Genomic DNA, 18761 nt, shown 5'->3' with positions numbered 1-18761 from the left:
TCCGGCCTCGCGACGTCCGCGCTACCGAAGTTGTATGTCGTCAGCGCCCTAGACCGACCGATATACGTGGGAATCACCAAGCAATCGATTCGGAACCGACTACGGTTGGGTTGGAGTGCGACAGGAAAGAATGGTTATCACGGATACGCGTGGCGAAGCGAAATGTCAACGGCAGTGCTAGACATATGGTGTCATCGCGATCCGCCAGAACAGCGCCCCTGCTTGGACATCGAAACGATTGAAGCCGAAGTGGTCTATCTAATACGGAAGGCGGGTCAGTGGCCGCTATTCCAGACCGAGATTCATTTCCATGAGTCGAGCGAGGAACACCGGACGTGGGCTTCTCAAATCGTGGAAAAGTACAGCCTGAAACCTGATGCAGTATCGCTCTCCGATGTTTAACGTACTCATCGATACAAGCGTATGGCTGGACCTTGCGGCAGATGCGAAGCAAACACCACTGCTTGATTTGGTAGAGCGGCTGCTGGCGGACGCGCAGATGAGATTGTTGGTGCCACGCACCGTCGTAGACGAATTCCACAAGAACCGTGATCGGGTCGCCAAATCAAGTGCGAAGAGCCTTTCGACGCACTTCAATCACGTCAAGAGCGCCATACGTAAGGTCGATGGTGACAAGCGGCAGAAGGATCGGGTGCTGGACTACCTGTCGGACTTGGATCACCGCATCCCCATCTTAGGTGGTGCCGCCGAGGGTGCACTGGCACGAATTGCGGCGATCCTGTCTTCATCAACGATCATCGAAGCGAGTGATGCGGTCAAGCTTAGGGCGGCAGATCGTGCGCTCTACCGAAAAGCCCCGTGCCACCACGAAAATAAAAATTCGATGGCTGATGCGATCCTGATCGAAACGTACTTCGAATGTGTGCAGGCGATGGGAGGTACGGGCCAACGGTTCGCGTTCGTGACACACAACAAGCATGACTTCAGTATCGTCAATGGCAACCAGAAGCTGCCACACGTTGACTTGGCCGCTTCGTTCTCGAAGATCAAGTCCATGTACTTCATCAACTTGGCGGAGTGCTTGCGACGTATAGACCCGATGCGTGTCACCTACGCGATGTGGGAGCAGGAATGGGAACAGGAGCCGAGAAGTCTTTCGGAGATGTTAGATGCAATGGACCGGCTGACGACGCAGGTCTGGTACAACCGGCACAAGTACACTGCATGGCAAGTCGAAAAGGGCAAGGTCAAGATCGTCAGTCGAGAAGAATGGCAAGAGAGATGGAGCAGACGCAGGAGCAGTGCTCAAACTCACATCGCGGACGACATTTGGAAAGGTGCCTTGAAGTCTGCAAAGAAGGCAGAACTGAAACTCGGTGAAGGCAACTTTGGGCCTTGGTCCGACTTCGAATGGGGAATGATTAACGGCAAGCTGTCGGCGCTGCGATGGATGCTTGGTGAGGATTGGGACGAGTTGTACACGTAGCCGGACGGCGTTCGCCAGTCGTGTAGCTGTAAATGCTTCTTCGAAGTAAGATCAAACATCGCCGACAAGGGCGAATGGTGCGTCAGGATTTTGTGCTAGTTTTGTCTTCGAATTTCGAAGTGAGCCTCTAACTATCTGATTATGAACGGGACGTTGACCCCGTTGTCACAACGGATAGTTCTCGGCGGCAATGCCGGCCTTGGTCAGCGCGTTGAATAGCGTGGACTTGCCCACGTTCGGCAGGCCGACGATGCCGCATTTGAGACTCATGACGATCCTTCGAATCGGAATATCGGTAACGGTATGGGCACGCAGGCGAAGACCCGCCGGCGCCCCGGGCGAGGTCGATCGCCCGTCTTGCTCCAGCCATACCGCAAAGGCGCATATTGTACCGTCGCCGCGCGGCAGTGGCGGCGAGCTCGCCGGATCGGCGCGGGCTCGAAGCGCGCCAGCACCTCTCCGATTGTTCACAACCCCGCGGCTATAATGCTTTTCATGCGTGGAAACTCCCAAACTTTTCAAGCCGTCGTCGTCGGCGGTGGCCTGGTCGGCAAGGCGGCGGCACTCGCCCTGACTCAGATCGGCATGCGAGTCGCGCTGCTCGCGCAGCCGGCGAGTTCGCCTGCGCCCGGGGTACGGTTCGACTCGCGGGTCTATGCGTTTTCGTCGAGTTCACAAGCGTTTCTCGAACGCCTGCGGGTCTGGCAGGCGCTCGACGCGACGCGGATCGCCCCGGTCTACGATATGCGGGTGTTCGGCGACGCGCAGGCGGAGCTCCATTTCTCCGCGTTCCAGGCGGCGGTTCCCCAGCTCGCCTGGATCATCGAATCGTCGCAGGTTGAACAGGCGCTCGATGCGGCGCTGCGCTTCCAGCCGCAGCTCAACTGGCTCGACGCGCGCGCGCAGGCGCTCGAGGTGACGAGCGAGCATGCGGTGGTCACGCTCGACGATGGCGACACCTTGAGCGCGGCGCTCGTGATCGGCGCGGATGGCGCGCATTCGTGGGTTCGTGCGCAGACGGATGCGACGGTCAAGCGCCGCGATTATCAGCAGACGGGCATCGTCGCCAACTTCAGCCTGGGCAAACCGCACGGCGAAACGGCGACGCAGTGGTTCACCGGAGGCGAGGTCGTCGCGATGCTGCCGCTTGCAGGCGACTACGGCTCGCTTGTCTGGTCGGCCCACACGGCCCATGCTGACGAATTGCTTTCAATGTCGCCCGAGCAGTTCACCGCCGAAGTCGAGCGGATCACCGGCGAGCGTTTCGGCGCACTTGAGTGTGTGACGCCGCCGCGCGGTTTCCCCCTTGCGCTGCAGACGGTCGATCGGCTGATCGCGCCGCGCGTCGCACTGGTCGGCGATGCTGCCCATATGATTCATCCGCTTGCCGGACAGGGTATGAACCTCGGGCTGCGCGATGTGGTCTCGCTCACGGAAACACTTGCCGCGAAGGAGGCCTTCCGGGACATCGGCGACCCGATCCTGCTGCGCCGTTATGAGCGTTCGCGCCGCGAAGATATCCAACGCATGATGGTCGCGACCGACGGCCTGCATCGCCTGTTCGCGCTGCCGGGTCCGATCGCGAAGGGCATCCGCAATGCCGGTCTCGCGCTGGTCGGCGCGCAACCGCAGGTCAAGCGCTGGCTGGTGTCGCATGCGCTCGGCTGATTCGTTTTCTTTATCGATCATCGCATTGAAATCCGGTGCAGGCCGGAGCTGAACTTTTCTCGGAGACACTGATGAAACCCAAACTTCTTCGTGTGCTGCCCATGCTGGTGCTCACGATGACCGCGCTGATGCCCTATTCGCGCGCCAACGCGGATGCCGTCACCGACAAGCTCAAGGAAACGCTGAAGGCAAGGCTCGGTCCGGAGGCGGATGTCCGCGATGTCTTGAAGACGCCGATTCCCGGCATCTATGAGGTCGATACGGCCGATCAGATCATCTACAGCGACGCCAACGGCGACTATGTGATGACGGGCGATATGATGGACCTCAAGAACCGCGTGAACCTGACCGACGCACGCGCCTCCCAGCTCAACAAGATCGACTTCTCGAAGCTGCCGCTCCAGGATGCGGTGAAGGTGGTCAAGGGCAACGGCTTGCGCAAGATCGCCGTGTTCTCCGATCCGAATTGCCCGTATTGCCATAAGCTCGAAGACGAGCTGAAGGCGGTCGACAACGTGACGGTCTACACTTTCCTGTTCCCGATCCTGTCGCCGGATTCGACCAGCAAGTCGAAGTCGATCTGGTGCTCCGCGGATCGCGGGAAGGCATGGACAGGATGGATGCTCGACAAGCGCGTTCCGAGCGCACCCGGGACCTGCGATACGCGGGTGCTGACGCAAAACCTCGAACTCGGCCGGACCTTGCGTGTGACGGGCACGCCGACGGTATTCCTCGCCGATGGACGCCGCCTGCCGGGCGCGGTCAGCGCGGAACGGCTCGAGAAGGAAATGTCGAGCGTCCAATGAAGTCCGACACCGGTTCATCGGTGTCCTCAACCTATCTGCAAGACAAGTCCGTCGACCGGGTGGGTCGACGGCATCCTGCGTGAGCACCGCTCCTTCCTGACCTTTTCCAAAAAAGCAGCTCGATGAAGCCCATCCAATATTCGATCGTCCCCAAAGATCCCGCCGCGCATCTGTTCGAAGTCACGGTGAGCGTCGCCGAGCCTGCCGCGCAAGGGCAACGTTTCATGCTGCCGGTCTGGATACCGGGCAGTTACATGGTTCGCGAGTTCGCGCGCAATATCGTGTCGATCGCCGCGCGCAGTGAGGCGACGGGCCGCAAGGTCGCGCTGAGGAAAATCGACAAGCACACGTGGGAAGCCGCCCCCGTGCAGCAGGGCGCGCTGACGCTCACTTATCAGGTCTATGCGTGGGATATGTCGGTGCGCGCCGCGCATCTCGACGACGATATCGGCTTCTTCAACGGGACGAGCGTGTTTCTGCTGCCGCTCGGACATGAAGCGGCTGAATGCCGGGTCGTGATCGAGGCGCCGGCAGGTGAGCAGTACGGCGACTGGCGCGTCGCGACTGCATTGTGCGAGGCGCGCGGCACGAAGCGATACGGCTTCGGTGAATATCGGGCGGCCGACTACGATGAGCTCGTCGATCATCCGGTCACCCTGGGCCGTTTCGAGCTGGGCCGTTTCAAGGCGCACGGCGTCTCGCACGATGTCGTGATCTCGGGCAAGGTGACCTCGCTCGATATGCCGCGCCTCACGCGCGATCTCGAGCAGATCTGCGCCACGCAGATCGCCTTGTTCGAGCCACGCACGCGGCGTGCGCCGATGGAGCGATATGTGTTCATGACGCTTGCAGTTGCCGACGGTTATGGTGGCCTCGAACATCGTGCCTCGACCGCGCTGATCTGCAATCGCGCAGACTTGCCCGTGCGTGGCAAGGAGGCGATGACCGAGGGCTACCGGACCTATCTCGGTCTGTGCAGCCACGAATATTTCCACACTTGGAACGTCAAGCGGATCAAGCCGGCCGCGTTTGCACCGTACGATCTCAAGCAGGAAAACTACACGTCGCTGCTCTGGCTCTTCGAGGGTTTCACGTCGTACTACGACGATCTCGTGCTGGTGCGCAGCGGCGTGATCACGCGTGACGACTACCTGATGCTCGTCGGCAAGACGGTCGGGGGTGTGCTGCGCGGCAGTGGCCGCCGCAAGCAGAGTGTCGCCGAAAGCTCGTTCGACGCGTGGGTCAAATACTACCGGCAGGACGAAAATGCCTCGAACGCGATCGTCAGCTACTACACGAAGGGCTCGCTGGTTGCGCTCGCCTTCGATCTCGCGATTCGGGCCGCGAGCGAAGGCCGCAAGTCGCTCGACGACGTGATGCGCGCGCTCTGGGTCCGCTACGGCCGCGACTTCTACACGGGCAAGGCGATCGGCATCGGCGAGCACGATGTCGAGCCGCTGATCCGCGAGGCCACCGGCGTGGAGCTCGGGCGCCTGTTCACCGACGCGGTCGACGGCACGCGAGACCTGCCGCTCGCGGAGTTGCTCGCACCGTTCGGCGTGAAGCTCGAGGCGGATGGAGCGAACGGCAAGCCGTCGCTCGGCGTGCGGGTGCGCGCGGGCGCCGACTGTACGCTGGCCGCCGTCCATGACGGCAGTGCGGCGCGGCGTGGGGGCCTGTCGGCCGGCGACGTGCTGGTAGCCGTCGATGGACTCCGCGTGACAGGGAGCAATCTCGAATCACTGCTGGCGCGATACCGGGCGGGGGACAAGGTCGAGGTCCATGCCTTCCGGCGTGACGAATTGCGTCAGACTGTCGTGACGCTCGACGCGCCCGAGGTGGCGCGCTATCGTTTGGCCGTCGATGAGGCCGGCCCGCGCCGAGGCCTCAGTCCGAAGGACAAGTTGCGCAAAGGCTGGATCGGGTCGTAATGCCCTCATTGACGAAATAGCGACTCCGTCTGCCCGGTGTTAGTGAGAGTAATGGGCCACTGTTGCTCCAGGCGGAACGATCTGTTGAAACGTAGTGGCTTTCTGAGATGGCGTTAAGAATTCATCATATGGTCCAAGGGTCTTCGGCACTCCGCGAGACCCACCACTTGATCCAGAGCTCGACATGACGACCATCCTTCAACTGAATTCCGCTGCGCGTTCGCAAGGCGCCCAATCGACTATGCTGGCCAGCGAACTGGTCGCAAAGCTATCGCAGGCCCACGGTGGCGCGAAGGTCATCGTGCGCGACCTGCTCGCCGACAACCTTCCGCACCTCGATGACACCGTGCTTGGCGCGTTCTTCACGCCGGCCGAGAAGCGCACGCCCGAACAAGTCGCCATCGATGCACGCAGCCAGGCGCTGATCGACGAACTGCAATCGGCCGACGTGATCGTGATCGGCGTACCGCTCTATAACTTCGGCATTTCGACCCAGCTCAAGGCGTACTTCGACTGGATCGCGCGCAACGGCGTGACGTTCCGTTACACCGAAGCCGGCCCTGAAGGCCTGGTCAAGGGCAAGAAGGTCTACATCGCGGCCGCGCGCGGCGGCAAGTACAGTGGTACGCCGACCGACACGCAGACGCCGTTCCTGAAGATCTTCCTCGGCTTCATCGGCATCACGGACATCGAGTTCGTCTACGCCGAAGGCCTGGCGTTGGGGCCCGACTCCGCTGCTGCCGCACTGAACGACGCGCGCGAAGCAATCGCCGCGATCTAAGCACGCACGAATCGGCCTCAACGAGGCAGGGCCCCGGCCGCGCATCTGAACGATGCGTGTGTCCGGGGCTCTTTTGATTCAACTGCCGGACGAGAGGTCGGGCAGACGCCAGTCGATCGGCTTGCGATGATGTTGCTCGAGCGCTTCGTTGGCGAGCACGAAATGCCGGCAGCCAAGAAAGCCCCGATGCGCGGAGAGCGGTGAGGGATGCGGCGCTTCGAGAATCAAGTGGTCGCGTCCTCGCAGCAGGTTGCGCTTGGCCTGGGCGTGCGCGCCCCACAGCATGAAGACCAGGCCTTCATGCCGCGCCGATAGCCCGGCAATCAAGGTATCGGTGAACCCCTCCCACCCCCTCTTCGCATGACTGGCCGCGTGGCCGCGTTCCACCGTCAATACGGTGTTCAGCAGCAGCACGCCTTGCTTCGCCCAGTATTCGAGGTTGCCGTGGGTGGGAATCGGATAGCCGAGGCTTGCGGCGATCTCCTTGAAGATATTGCGCAGCGAAGGCGGTGGCCTGACGCCCGGGCGCACGGAGAAGGCAAGGCCATGAGCCTGCGGGATGCCGTGATCTTCGCCGTGATACGGGTCCTGCCCGAGGATCACGACCTTGATGTCGTCAGGCTCGACGAGTTCGAGCGCGTGGAAGACTGTGTCCGGATAGAGGATCTTGCCTGCGGCGCGCTCGCCATCCACGAATGCGCAGAGGCTGCGCAATGGGGGGCTTCCCACGAAGGGCCGTACGCAGGCTTTCCACTCAGGTGATAGCGCGTCGAATTGGGCTTCGAGTGTCGGGATCGGGTCCATCGGCGCTCAGGTCGTGCCCTGTAGCTTTGCACGCAGTCGATAGCCGCGTTCCGCCTTGCTGATATCGTCGTGTGCGAGTCCTGGAATGCGTTCGCGCAAAATCGTTGCGACGCGATGCAGAGCGGCCTCGTCACCCTGCTTGAGTTCGAGCTCGATTTCGAGAATCGGCAACGTATCCCGCAGTGCGCCTTCACCGACGCTTACCTCGCCTTCGTCGAGCGCTGCTTCGATCTGGTTATCGCCGTCCACGAGATTCCACAGTGTGCGAGTGAAGTCCGTGCGGAACAGCGGACTCAGTTGGGGCAGAGCGGAACGCAAGGATTGCAGTGCTTGCTGGAGTGAGACGCGCTCTTCGCTGTCGGCGCTTTGCGCAGGGCCGAGATCCTTCTCGACAGCCTCGAGCAGGGCATCTGCATCGAGCGCATCGCGGTCGACCGGCATCTCCCACTCGTGGCGCCGATGCAGGCCGGCGCTCGCGCCGCCGCCGGACTTGAAGGTCTGGAGCCAGTGCGTGCCTGCCAGCCGCAGACGCAATGCGCTGCGCGAACGCTGAAGGTCGAGCGCGGGCGTGTCGTAATAGACATTGGCGAGATGGATCGAGCGGCCGGCTCCGCCGGCCAGTTGATCGAGCACTTGCCGCGCCAACGTGGCGTGCTCGCGCGGCAGGGCGAGTTTCAACTCGGATTCGACAGACATGGATCGCTCCGCGGACATAGGTGGATCAAACGACGGGGTTACGGTCTTGCATGAGTGTCTGTCATCGGCATCGATTATTGCCATCCAGCCACTCAGCTAGCAGGCCAGCCAGCCGTGCGGTCGGTGGGCACGCCAGGCGAGGCGTGACAGCACCGATCGAGAGAACCGTTTAAAAGAACAGCTTGGCAAGCTCGACGCCCGGATCGTCGGCGCGCATGAACGTCTCGCCGACGAGGAAGGTGTTCACATCGGCTGCCCGCATCCGTTCGACATCGGCGCGTCCGCGAATACCCGATTCGGTCACGACGATCCGGTCGTCGGGGATCTGGTCGAGCAAGTCGAGCGTCGTGTCGAGCGTGACTTCGAACGTCCGGAGATTGCGGTTGTTCACGCCGATCAGCGGCGTCTTCAGGGTCAGCGCGTGTTCGAGCTCGCTCGCGTTGTGGACTTCGACCAGCACCGCCAGGCCGAGCGTATGGGCAAATGCTTCGAGATCGCGCATTTGCTGGGGGTCGAGCGCGGCGGCGATGAGCAGGATGCAGTCCGCGTTCATCGCGCGGGCTTCGACAATCTGATAGGGGTCGATGATGAAGTCTTTGCGCAGCACCGGGATCTGGCAGGCCGCGCGCGCGGCTTCGAGGTAGGCAGCACTGCCCTGGAAGAACTGCACATCCGTCAGGACGGACAGGCAGGCCGCGCCATGCCGTTCATAGGTCGCGGCGATGTCCGCAGGCCGGAAGTCTTCGCGCAGGACCCCTTTCGAAGGGCTCGCCTTCTTGACTTCCGCGATCACCGCGGCTGCGCCGATCTCGTGTTTCGCGCGCAAGGCGCCGACAAAGTCGCGCACGGGTGGGCGCGACTCGGCGGTCAGGCGCAGGTCTTCGAACGGGTAGCTCTGTTGGGAGATCGCGACTTCCTGCCGCTTGACTGCAATGATCTTGTCGAGAATATCGCTCATGGCTTCGCTGCCGGATTCGGGTAGTGTCGCAGGCTTGGGTCGATACGCGCGGTCATGCGGCACATCGTCGCGTGAATTGAACGAGGGCGTCGACTTTCGCACGCGCCGCACCGCTCGAGATGGCTTCGCGCGCGAGGGCAAAGCCATCGGCGATCGAGCCGACGACATTCGCCGCATACAGCGCGGTCGCCGCGTTGAGCGTCACGATCTCGCGCGCGACCCCCGGCTTGTTCTCCAACGCTTCGAGCAGCAGCGTCTTCGATTCCTCGGCGTTCGCGACCTTCAGCGAACGATTCGACATCATCTGCAAGCCGAAGTCCTCCGGGTGAATCTCGTATTCGAACACCTTGCCATCCCGGAGTTCACCGACCATGGTGGTCGCGCCAAGCGAAACCTCGTCCATGCCATCCTGGCCGTAGACCACGAGCACGTGCTGCGCACCGAGGCGTTGCATCACGCGGACCTGGATCCCGACGAGGTCTGGATGGAATACGCCCATCAGCTGGTTCGGCGCCCCGGCCGGATTGGTCAGCGGGCCGAGGATATTGAACAGCGTGCGCACCCCAAGCTCACGTCGCACGGCCGCGACGTTTTTCATCGCTGGATGGTGGTTCGGCGCGAACATGAAGCCCATGCCGGTTTCGGCGATGGACTCGGCGATCTGGGCGGGCGACAGCATGATGTTGACGCCGAGGGCTTCGAGCACGTCCGCGCTGCCCGACTTGCTTGAGACGCCGCGATTGCCATGCTTCGCCACCTTCGCGCCTGCCGCCGCCGTGACGAACATCGTCGCGGTCGAGATATTGAATGTGTGAGAACCATCCCCGCCGGTGCCGACGATATCGACGAAGTGGGTGTTATCGGCGACTTCGACCTTGTTCGCGAACTCGCGCATGACCATCGCGGCCGCGGCGATCTCGCCGATCGTCTCTTTTTTGACGCGCAAGCCCGTCATCAGCGCGGCGGTCATGACGGGCGAGATCTCGCCGCGCATGATCAGCCGCATCAGGTACAGCATCTCGTCGTGAAAGATCTCACGATGTTCGATCGTGCGCTGGAGCGCTTCCTGTGGGGTGATCGACATGCCTGTCTCCATTCCGCGTAGCTCCGTGGACCCGGGAACCGGGTGGGTGGCTGGCGCAGCCATTGCCCCTGTCGCACTCATCGCACTCATCGTATTCCCCGCAGGAAATTCTGGAGCATGGCGTGACCGTGTTCGGACAGGATCGACTCGGGATGGAACTGCACCCCTTCGACCGCAAGTTCCTTGTGGCGCACGCCCATGATCTCGCCATCTTCCGTGCGCGCCGTGATTTCGAGGCAGCTCGGCAGGGTGGCTTCTTCGATCGCGAGCGAGTGGTAGCGAATCACCGTCATGCGTTTGGGCAATTCGGAGAATACGCCGTGGCCATCGGTTTCGATCTCGCTCGTCTTGCCGTGCATGATCGTACGCGCCCGCACGACACGGCCGCCGAAGGCCTCGCCGATCGCCTGATGGCCGAGACAGACGCCGAGGATCGGCAGCTTGCCCGAAAAGTGATGGAGCACGTCGAGCGTGATCCCCGCATGCTGGGGGTTGCTCGGGCCGGGCGACAGGCAGATGCGCTCAGGTTGGAGGGCCTCGATCTGCGCGAGGGTGATCTCGTCGTTTCGGAAGGTCCGCACGTCTTCGCCGAGTTCGCCGAAGTACTGGACCAGGTTGTAGGTGAACGAGTCGTAGTTGTCGATCATCAGCAGCATGTCTACTCCTAACCCCATGAAAATAAGGGGAAATCCTTTTGTATCGGTCTGAGAAACTATAGATTTACCACCGATTTACCACCCTTTCAGGCGGCGCGCCCGCGCGGGGCGTGTTGACACACAGCGGACTAGGGACGCCAGCCGTGAAGGAGCAGATAGGGAGTGATCTTGCCGATGTGTCGCATGGTTCGTAGATTCTACCAGCGCGGGGCCATGGAGGGCACGGCTCGGTAAGCCCGATAGTTGTCTCAGTGCAATTTGATTGCTCAGACCGTCCGTTCCGAGGGTGGGGCGATGGTGGTTTTGGAAGTAAAGTGCATGAAATTTCAATGAGGATTGGGTCATGCCTTCCCGCACTCAAACGGGGTCGTATGGTGGAGCGGCTGCTTTGGCTCGTCAGCTCAGGGTGGGGCGAGTCTATCGGCGCGAAGATTTGGCCAGCCGTTCCACTGCGGTAGGTCCACAGGCATCTTCCAGATCGAATTAAGGTATTGATCACGCAGGTCAGCGACGTCAGCTCGCGCATCAGGCGCAGCAGGATCTCGTTGCCGACTATTTGCGCGATGAGAATGTGGTTCGCGCCACCGCCGCCGCCGGCGTGCTCATTCTGGTCACGCTGGTGTCGACGCTGATCATGGAGCGCGTGGCCGGACTATCCCGTCAGTTTCGCTAAGCAAGAGGTACCGCAATCATGACTGTCATCCTGTCGAACGTTCGTCTTCTGCATGGCGTCGAACAACAGTACCTGCCCGAGCTTTTCGACGTCGCGCTGGAAGGCGAATGGATCGCCGCGATCGCGCCAGCCGGCACGTTGCCGCGCGCCGAAGGCGACACCGTCGTGCCGCTGGACGGTTGTTTGCTGACGCCTGGCCTCATCAATGGCCATCAACATTCGCACGAACATTTTCACAAGGGCCGGGTCGAGAACCTGCCGCTCGAACTATGGATGCATTATGTCCGCGCGCCAAAGCCGGTCCGGCTGACGCCCCGGCAGGTTTATCTGCGCACGTTGATAGGCGCGATTGAAGCGCTGCGCAGCGGGGCGACCACGGTCGTGGATGACTGCAATATGGGTGGATCGATCGATCGCGATTCGCTCGATGCGATCTACCAGGCTTACGAAGACGCCGGCATTCGCGCGATGGTGGGCTTCTCGATGATGGACCGCCCGCTCGTGGACAGCTTCCCGTTCGTCGACGCGATTTTTCCAGAGGAACTGCTGGCGCAGATGCGGGCGATAGCGCGGCCAAGCCCGGATGCGTGGTTCGCGTTTCTCGGCGAGGAAGTGCAGACGAGACATCCGCAGACGAACCGCGTGGGTGTGCTGGTGGCGCCGTCGGCGCCGCAGCGCTGCACGCCCGGGTTTCTTGCGCGCTGTCGGGCGTTCGCCGACGAACACGCGTTGCCGGTGATCACGCATGTCCAGGAGACGCGTTTGCAGATCGTGACGGCGCAGGCGTTCTACGGCAAGCCGATGGTGCAGTACCTCGACGAGCAGGGCTTCCTTAAGCCGGGAACATCGCTGATTCATGCTGTTTGGCTCTCCGACGACGAGATTGCCAGGATCGCTGCAAGCGGCGCCACCGTGCAACACAATCCATGGAGCAACCTGATGCTCGGTTCCGGCGTGCAGCCGACGCGCCGGCTGCTCGACGCCGGGGTCAACGTGAGTCTGGGTTCAGACGGCTGTTCGTCCACCGTGACCGGCAACATGCTAAACGTCGTGGGCTCAGCGGCTGCCTTGTCGAAGATCCGCGGGAAGGAATACTCCCGCTGGCTGACGGCGGCCGAGGCGCTACGGGCCGGGACCCTCGGTGGCGCGGGCGCGCTGGGCATGGCGGGTCGACTCGGTGCGATTGCGCCGGGTTACCGGGCGGATCTTGTGGCGTATCGGACCGACACAATCAATTTCTCGCCGCTTACCGATCCCGTACGTCAGCTCGTGTATGCCGAGCGGGGAACGTCAATCGACAGCACGTTCGTGGCAGGACGCTGCGTCATGCGCAACGGCAGGCTGACGGATATCGACGAAGGCGCGATTCTTCGGGAAATCGCCAGTACTTACGAAGACCTGAAAGCAGAATTCGATCTTGCCGATCAGTCGGTCGGACCGTTGATCGCCCAGATGGAAAAGATAGTCGACCGCGCTTCAGCGCTGGAAGCGGGGTGGAAGACCTACATGGCGCGGCTTGATGAATAAGCGCTGGTCGAAATCGCAAGCGGATCGGTCGAGCAGAGCGTGAACGATTGCCCGGTTTCGGAAGTTCCTTCTTGGGAACGCGGCGCCCGAAGAACGATGCGTGCAGGTTTCCCTGCCCGCACCTCGAGCACAGCGTGGTACTGTCAAGTGAGCGGTGATCTCAACAGTAGGGTCAGAGTTCCGTATCGAGGCCGTCCTGCACTTGTTCCGCGGCGCGAAGCACGGCGCGGGCCTTGTTTTCGGTTTCCTGCCATTCCATCTCGGGGATGGAGTCGGCAACGATGCCGGCTGCCGCCTGGACATAGAGATTGCCGTTCTTGATGATGCCTGTGCGGATCGCGATCGCGAGATCCATCTCGCCGGAGAACGACAGATAGCCGACGGCGCCACCATAGATGCCGCGCTTCACGGGCTCGAGTTCGTCGATCAGCTCCATCGCGCGGACCTTCGGCGCGCCCGACAGCGTGCCGGCCGGGAAGGTTGCACGCAACACGTCGAGATTGTTCACACCGGGTTTCAGCTTGCCTTCGACTGAACTCACGATGTGCTGCACGTGTGAGTACTTCTCGATCACCATCTTGTCGGTGACGAGCACCGAGCCGGTCTTTGCGATACGGCCGACGTCGTTGCGCGCGAGGTCGATCAGCATCACATGTTCGGCGATTTCCTTCGGGTCGTTGAGCAATTCGGTCGCGAGTTCGGCATCGCGCTCGGGCGTATTGCCGCGCGGCCGGGTGCCGGCCAGCGGGCGGATCGTCACGATGTGTTCGTCGCCGCGTTCTTCCTGACGAACGAGGATTTCCGGCGACGCGCCGACCACATGGAAGTCGCCGAAATTGTAGAAATACATATACGGCGACGGGTTCAGCGAACGCAGCGCCCGGTACAGCGAGAGGGGGTTGTCACGGAAAGGCTTCGTCAGCCGCTGACCGACCTGGACTTGCATCAGTTCGCCCGCAGCGATGTATTCCTTCGCCTGACGCACGGCATTCAGATAGTCGGCCTTGTCGAACTCGCGGTAGATCTCGGTACGCACGCTGGCCGAGGTGACCGGCGGCTGGACAGTCCGGGTCAGCCGCGAGCGCAGCTCGCGCAAGCGCTGCTGGGTTTTCTGATATGACTCGGGCTGCGAGGGATCGGCGTAGGAGATCAGGTAGAGCTTGCCCGCGAGGTTGTCGATCACCGCGACCTCTTCGGTCTGCAGCAACTGGATATCGGGCAGGCCGAGATCGTCGTTCGGCGCGCCGCCCTCGAGCTTCTTCTCAATAAAGCGTACGGCGTCGTAACCGAAATAGCCGGCGAGGCCGCCGCAGAAACGCGGCAGGCCTGGGCGCTGGGCAACCTTGAAACGCTCCTGGTAGACGCGGATGAATTCGAGCGGATCGCCCTCGTGCGTTTCGACCACGATGCCGTCGCGAACCACTTCGCAACGTGTGCCGATCGCACGGATCAGCGTGCGCGCAGGCAAGCCGATAAACGAGTAGCGCCCGAAGCGCTCACCACCGACCACGGACTCGAGCAGGAACGAGTTCGCGCCGTTGCGTTCGGGCTGGGCGAGTTTGAGATAGAGGGAAAGCGGCGTCTCGAGGTCGGCGAGCGCCTCGGCGATCAGCGGAATGCGGTTGTAGCCGGCATTGGCCAACGACTTGAATTCGAGTTCGGTCATGTCTTAGGTTCCGGGGGTGCCCGCGAGCGCTGCGGCTCGGCCGGCGCTCAGTATACGGGTGGATGCTTTGCACGCTTCGTTCGCTTGATCCGCGTGAGCCACGGGCGGCAGCCCGGTGAATCGGCACACACGGAAAATCTCGCCCCGGGCAGACCCGGCTGAATGAGATCACCGGGTGATCATCACTCGCGAGATTCAACGATCGATGTGGAAAGCAGCACAGACGGAAAACGGAAGCTGAAGACGAGCTTCAGCGGCCTTGTGTGTGAATCACCAAGACCAGCGACGCCAGGGCCAGGCTCCCCGGTCGATACCGCTCAGACTCCGTTTTCTGTTGACGAACATGACAATATGAAATGTAGCGATCCGACTCGTATGGACGGGGCGTAAGGGACTCAAAAAGCGTGGGACCGCAGTCTCGCGACGGCTGTCTCACATCGTCATTTCCGGGTCCTTCCGCGTGCCCCGCTGTTCGCGGTGACTATTGATTCAGCCAGCCCGCAACTTCGAGCAGCGAGCCGACTATACCATCGGAGTCAATCGATTGTACAGGTTGGCCATGGTTGTAGCCGTAGGGCACGGTGAGCACGGCGATACCTGCCGCGCGTGCTGCGAGCGCATCGTTTTCGGAGTCGCCGATCGCGAGCATCCGGTCCGGCGCGATGCCAAGTGCCTCGGCGGCCTTGAGCAGGGGCAAGGGGTCGGGTTTCTTGCGCGGAAAACTGTCTCCGCCGAACACGACGCTGAAATACCCGAGCAAGCCGACTTGTTCGAGCAGGTCGACCGCGAAGCGGTGCGGCTTGTTGGTCACGCAGGCGAGCTGGAGTCCGGCGGTGCGCAGGGCCTCGAGACCTTCGGCAACGCCCGCATAGACTTCGACGTGGCGGCCGTTCACGCTCGAATAGGCATGCTGGTAGCGTTCGAGCGCATGCACAAAGCGTGTTTCGACATCGTCCGATGCGAGACGGGCCGCCAGTACCGCCCTGACGAGGTGCTCGGAGCCTTTGCCAACGTAGTGCACCACTTCCTCAGGCGTGATGCTCGGCAGGGCGATCTCGCCGAGCATCAGGTTCAGCGCGGCATGGAAATCACCCACCGTGTCGACCATCGTGCCGTCGAGATCGACGATCACGCCGCGAATCTGCCTGCGCGCGATCGGGGCGGCGGGCGATGCCGTCAAGGGTTGCGCAGGAGCCGTGGTGGAAGGTACCGCCTGGAGTTCGGTGCACGATTGCGCGTGAGGTTGCGCGAGTGATTCCGATTGGGGTCTGCTCATGCGGTCTGCACCAGCGTGGCAAGTCTGCTGCGCATCTCGCCGATGATCTGCGCGTAGTTCGGGTGGCCGAAAATCGCCGATCCAGCAACAAAGGTATCGGCCCCCGCGGCGGCGATCTCGGCGATGTTGTCGATCTTCACGCCCCCGTCGACTTCGAGCTTGATGTGCCGCCCGGTCCGTTCCTTATAGGCGTCGAGCTTCGCGCGTGCCTGCCGGAGCTTGTTCAGCGCCTCGGGAATGAACGACTGGCCGCCGAAGCCGGGGTTCACCGACATGATCAGGACAATGTCGATCTTGTCCATCACATGGTCCATATAGTCGAGCGTGGTCGCCGGATTGAACACCAGGCCGGTCTCGCAGCCATGGTCGCGGATCAGCGAGAGGGTCCGGTCGATATGGTCCGAGGCTTCGGGGTGGAAAGTGATGCTGTTGGCGCCGGCTTTTGCAAAATCGGGCGCGATCCGATCGACCGGGCGCACCATCAGGTGGACGTCGATCGGGATCGTCACATGGGGGCGGATGGCCTCGCAGATCACCGGGCCCATCGTGAGATTCGGTACGTAGTGATTATCCATCACGTCGAAGTGAATCCAGTCGGCGCCCGCGGCGGCGACGTTGCGGACTTCCTCGCCGAGGCGCGAAAAATCGGCCGACAGGATGCTGGGGGCGATGCGATAGGTCGGATTCATAAGGGGAAGACCGGAGTGTGCTGCATTCGAAAACCTGATTTTAGCGCCGCGCAGGGCGGCTTGCCGTATTGGCCGGTTGCGGCTCGCGGAAGCATCAAGGAGAATGTGCCGAGGCGGAAGTGCGGCCCGACTCCCGCCGCCGACGCACTAATGGAAGACATGAACCCCTATCAAATGACGGTCGCCGTCAAGGCGCGCTACTTGCCCGAGCAGTCCGATCCGACAGGACGGCAGTATGCGTTCGCGTACACGATCACGATCCGCAACACGGGCTCGGTTGCCTCCCAATTGATTTCCCGGCACTGGGTGATCACCGATAGCGAGAACACCATTCAGGAAGTTGCCGGACTTGGCGTGGTCGGCAACCAGCCGCTGCTCGGCCCCGGTGAGCAGTTTGAATATACGAGTTGGGCCGTGATTGCGACCCCCGCGGGTTCGATGCGCGGCGAATACTTCTGCGTGGCCGAGGACGGCGCGCGGTTCGAGGCCCCGATCGCGGAGTTTGGCCTTGCCATGCCGCGTACCCTGCATTGAGTCCTGCAGCGGGGCGCGGGCACGCAGGCTTGAACGCCCGTTCACGCGGAGCGCTGGCGTCGGTGTCGGCCGCCATGCTCGTATTGCTCGCCTCGTGCGCGTCGCAGGGGCCTGCTCCGACGTCGTCCCGTTCCGCGCCTGCCCTGTCCGGCATCGGTGGACCCGATCTCAATGAAGACCGGATCATCGCCACACAGAGACTGACCCCCGTCAGTTGGGCCAACGTGCCGGGCTGGCAAGACGATGCCTTGATCGGCGCGCTTCCCGCGCTTCGCTCCAATTGCGCGCGTGTCGGAGGTGAGATGCGCTGGCGTTCGGCGTGCGCGGCCGCGGCCGGTCTCGACGAACTGGATGCAACGGCGGTGCGGGCGTTCTTCGAAAAGTACTTCGCGCCATACCAGTTGGCGAACAGCGACGGCAGCGTCGATGGCCTCATCACGGGCTACTATGAGCCGCTCCTGCGTGGTTCCCGGGTTCGGCGCGCGCCCTACCTCTATCCCCTATATAGATGGCCCGAGTCCTACGCGAAGGGAGCGACCCTGCCGACGCGCGCGCAATTGATGCAGGGCGGCGCGCTCAACGGCGATGAGCTCGTCTATGTCGACGATCCAATCGAAGCATTCTTCCTGCAGGTGCAGGGCTCGGGGCGGATCACGCTGGACGACGGCTCGGTCATGCGGGTCGGTGTGGGAGGGACCAATAACCAGCCCTACAAGTCGATCGGGCGATGGCTGATCGATCACGGCCAACTCACGCCGAGCCAGGCGACCATGCAGGGCATTCGCGCATGGGCGCGCGCGAACCCGCAGCGGGTCGACGGCCTGCTCGAGGTGAACCCGCGCTTTGTGTTCTTCCGCGAGTTATCCGCGCAGATGCCGGGCGGCGGTGCGGACGATGGGCCGATCGGTGCGCTCGGCGTGCCACTGACTTCGGAGCGTTCGATCGCGGTCGATCCGGCGTCGATACCCCTGGGCACCCCCGTGTTTCTCTCGACGACCCAGCCGATGACCACTCAGCCGCTGAATCGCCTCGTGTTCGCTCAGGACGTCGGCTCGGCGATCAAGGGCACCGTGCGCGCGGACTACTTCTGGGGCTTCGGCGATGACGCCGGCGATCTGGCCGGACGTATGAAGCAACGCGGCCGGATGTGGCTGTTGCTGCCGCGGTCCTGACGTTTGCGTGTACCGGAGGCGGGTACTGTTCGAGGAAATGCTTGAGCCGGATGCCGCGTGCGAGTGGGGGGTATCGCTTTCTTGGTTTTCCCGCCAAAAAATGCTTGCATAGCCCGGGGACGGGCCGCTAGAATTCTTCTTTCCCGCTTCAAAAAGACTTCTTCTGGTTTATCAGAATGGGTCTAATGCGGCGGGCGGAGTTTCAAGTTGTTTTTAAACTTTTAACTTCGGATGCGTTAAGAAGTTTGTTTAAAAAACTTGTTGACGATCAGAGGTGCAGACGACATAATCTCGCTTCTCTGCTGCAAACGCAGCGACGCAAACGCCGGACCGGATGAGTGGTTCAAAGCAGTCAGGCGCAGCGTATGTTCTTTAAAAATTCACAGCCGATAA

At 62.0% G+C, this 18761-nt stretch carries 16 protein-coding genes and 1 pseudogene; 8 read left to right on the top strand and 9 right to left on the bottom strand.

Annotated elements, in window-relative coordinates; genetic code table 11:
• Nucleotides 1–394 precede the first annotated feature (394 nt).
• On the top strand, nt 395–1447 hold the full coding sequence (locus tag HV670_RS20800) for a PIN domain-containing protein (protein ID WP_175106807.1): 1053 nt from the start codon (nt 395–397) through the stop codon (nt 1445–1447).
• A 171-nt stretch (nt 1448–1618) separates the two neighbouring features.
• Here HV670_RS20800 and HV670_RS20795 read toward each other — a convergent pair.
• A pseudogene (locus tag HV670_RS20795) lies at nt 1619–1717 on the bottom strand (GTPase); the annotation flags it as partial.
• Nucleotides 1718–1942: 225 nt separating this feature from the next.
• Here HV670_RS20795 and HV670_RS20790 point away from each other — a divergent pair.
• From HV670_RS20790 to HV670_RS20775, 4 genes are all read left to right on the top strand, one after another.
• Nucleotides 1943–3115: a UbiH/UbiF family hydroxylase gene (locus HV670_RS20790; protein ID WP_175106764.1), complete on the top strand. Its 1173-nt coding sequence runs from the start codon at nt 1943–1945 to the stop codon at nt 3113–3115.
• Nucleotides 3116–3186: 71 nt separating this feature from the next.
• On the top strand, nt 3187–3921 hold the full coding sequence (locus HV670_RS20785; protein WP_175106763.1) for a DsbC family protein: 735 nt from the start codon (nt 3187–3189) through the stop codon (nt 3919–3921).
• Nucleotides 3922–4043: 122 nt separating this feature from the next.
• Nucleotides 4044–5852, top strand: coding sequence for a M61 family metallopeptidase (locus HV670_RS20780; RefSeq protein WP_175106762.1), 1809 nt, complete (start codon nt 4044–4046; stop codon nt 5850–5852).
• A 184-nt stretch (nt 5853–6036) separates the two neighbouring features.
• Entirely contained in the window at nt 6037–6633 is a 597-nt protein-coding gene (locus HV670_RS20775) for an FMN-dependent NADH-azoreductase (RefSeq protein WP_175106761.1), read from the top strand.
• Between the two features lie 78 nt (nt 6634–6711).
• Here the strand turns inward: HV670_RS20775 and HV670_RS20770 are convergent, their stop codons facing one another.
• The 5 genes from HV670_RS20770 to HV670_RS20750 form a co-directional block, all read right to left on the bottom strand.
• Nucleotides 6712–7437, bottom strand: coding sequence for a uracil-DNA glycosylase (locus HV670_RS20770; RefSeq protein WP_175106760.1), 726 nt, complete (start codon nt 7435–7437; stop codon nt 6712–6714).
• A gap of 6 nt (nt 7438–7443) precedes the next feature.
• Entirely contained in the window at nt 7444–8133 is a 690-nt protein-coding gene (locus HV670_RS20765; RefSeq protein ID WP_175106759.1) for a CYTH domain-containing protein, read from the bottom strand.
• Nucleotides 8134–8302: 169 nt separating this feature from the next.
• Nucleotides 8303–9091 (bottom strand): indole-3-glycerol phosphate synthase TrpC, encoded by a 789-nt coding sequence (gene trpC / locus HV670_RS20760; RefSeq protein WP_175106806.1) that lies wholly within the window; start codon nt 9089–9091, stop codon nt 8303–8305.
• Nucleotides 9092–9143: 52 nt separating this feature from the next.
• The gene (trpD, locus tag HV670_RS20755; RefSeq protein ID WP_175106758.1) at nt 9144–10175 is read right to left on the bottom strand and encodes an anthranilate phosphoribosyltransferase; all 1032 of its coding nucleotides are present in this window, start codon (nt 10173–10175) and stop codon (nt 9144–9146) included.
• Between the two features lie 86 nt (nt 10176–10261).
• Nucleotides 10262–10831 (bottom strand): anthranilate synthase component II, encoded by a 570-nt coding sequence (locus HV670_RS20750; RefSeq protein WP_175106757.1) that lies wholly within the window; start codon nt 10829–10831, stop codon nt 10262–10264.
• A 691-nt stretch (nt 10832–11522) separates the two neighbouring features.
• Here HV670_RS20750 and HV670_RS20745 point away from each other — a divergent pair.
• Entirely contained in the window at nt 11523–13031 is a 1509-nt protein-coding gene (locus HV670_RS20745; RefSeq protein WP_175106756.1) for an amidohydrolase family protein, read from the top strand.
• 172 nt (nt 13032–13203) lie between these two features.
• Here the strand turns inward: HV670_RS20745 and trpE are convergent, their stop codons facing one another.
• The 3 genes from trpE to rpe form a co-directional block, all read right to left on the bottom strand.
• On the bottom strand, nt 13204–14697 hold the full coding sequence (gene trpE / locus HV670_RS20740; protein ID WP_175106755.1) for an anthranilate synthase component I: 1494 nt from the start codon (nt 14695–14697) through the stop codon (nt 13204–13206).
• Between the two features lie 481 nt (nt 14698–15178).
• Entirely contained in the window at nt 15179–15973 is a 795-nt protein-coding gene (locus HV670_RS20735) for a phosphoglycolate phosphatase (RefSeq protein WP_175106754.1), read from the bottom strand.
• A complete protein-coding gene (rpe, locus tag HV670_RS20730) occupies nt 15970–16662 on the bottom strand; it encodes a ribulose-phosphate 3-epimerase (protein ID WP_175106753.1) in 693 nt (230 codons plus the stop codon). The genes HV670_RS20735 and rpe overlap by 4 nt, the downstream gene beginning before the upstream one ends.
• 159 nt (nt 16663–16821) lie before the next feature.
• Between rpe and apaG the strand changes: the two genes are divergently transcribed.
• Both apaG and mltA read left to right on the top strand, forming a co-directional pair.
• Nucleotides 16822–17196 (top strand): Co2+/Mg2+ efflux protein ApaG, encoded by a 375-nt coding sequence (gene apaG, locus HV670_RS20725; RefSeq protein WP_175106752.1) that lies wholly within the window; start codon nt 16822–16824, stop codon nt 17194–17196.
• A gap of 74 nt (nt 17197–17270) precedes the next feature.
• Nucleotides 17271–18368, top strand: a complete 1098-nt coding sequence (mltA, locus tag HV670_RS20720) for a murein transglycosylase A (protein WP_175106805.1) — start codon at nt 17271–17273, stop codon at nt 18366–18368.
• Nucleotides 18369–18761: the final 393 nt, after the last annotated feature.

The sequence above is a fragment of the Pararobbsia alpina genome (assembly GCF_902859895.1).
Classification (GTDB): Bacteria; Pseudomonadota; Gammaproteobacteria; order Burkholderiales; family Burkholderiaceae; genus Pararobbsia; species Pararobbsia alpina.
This window is presented reverse-complemented; position numbering and strand designations above follow the sequence as displayed.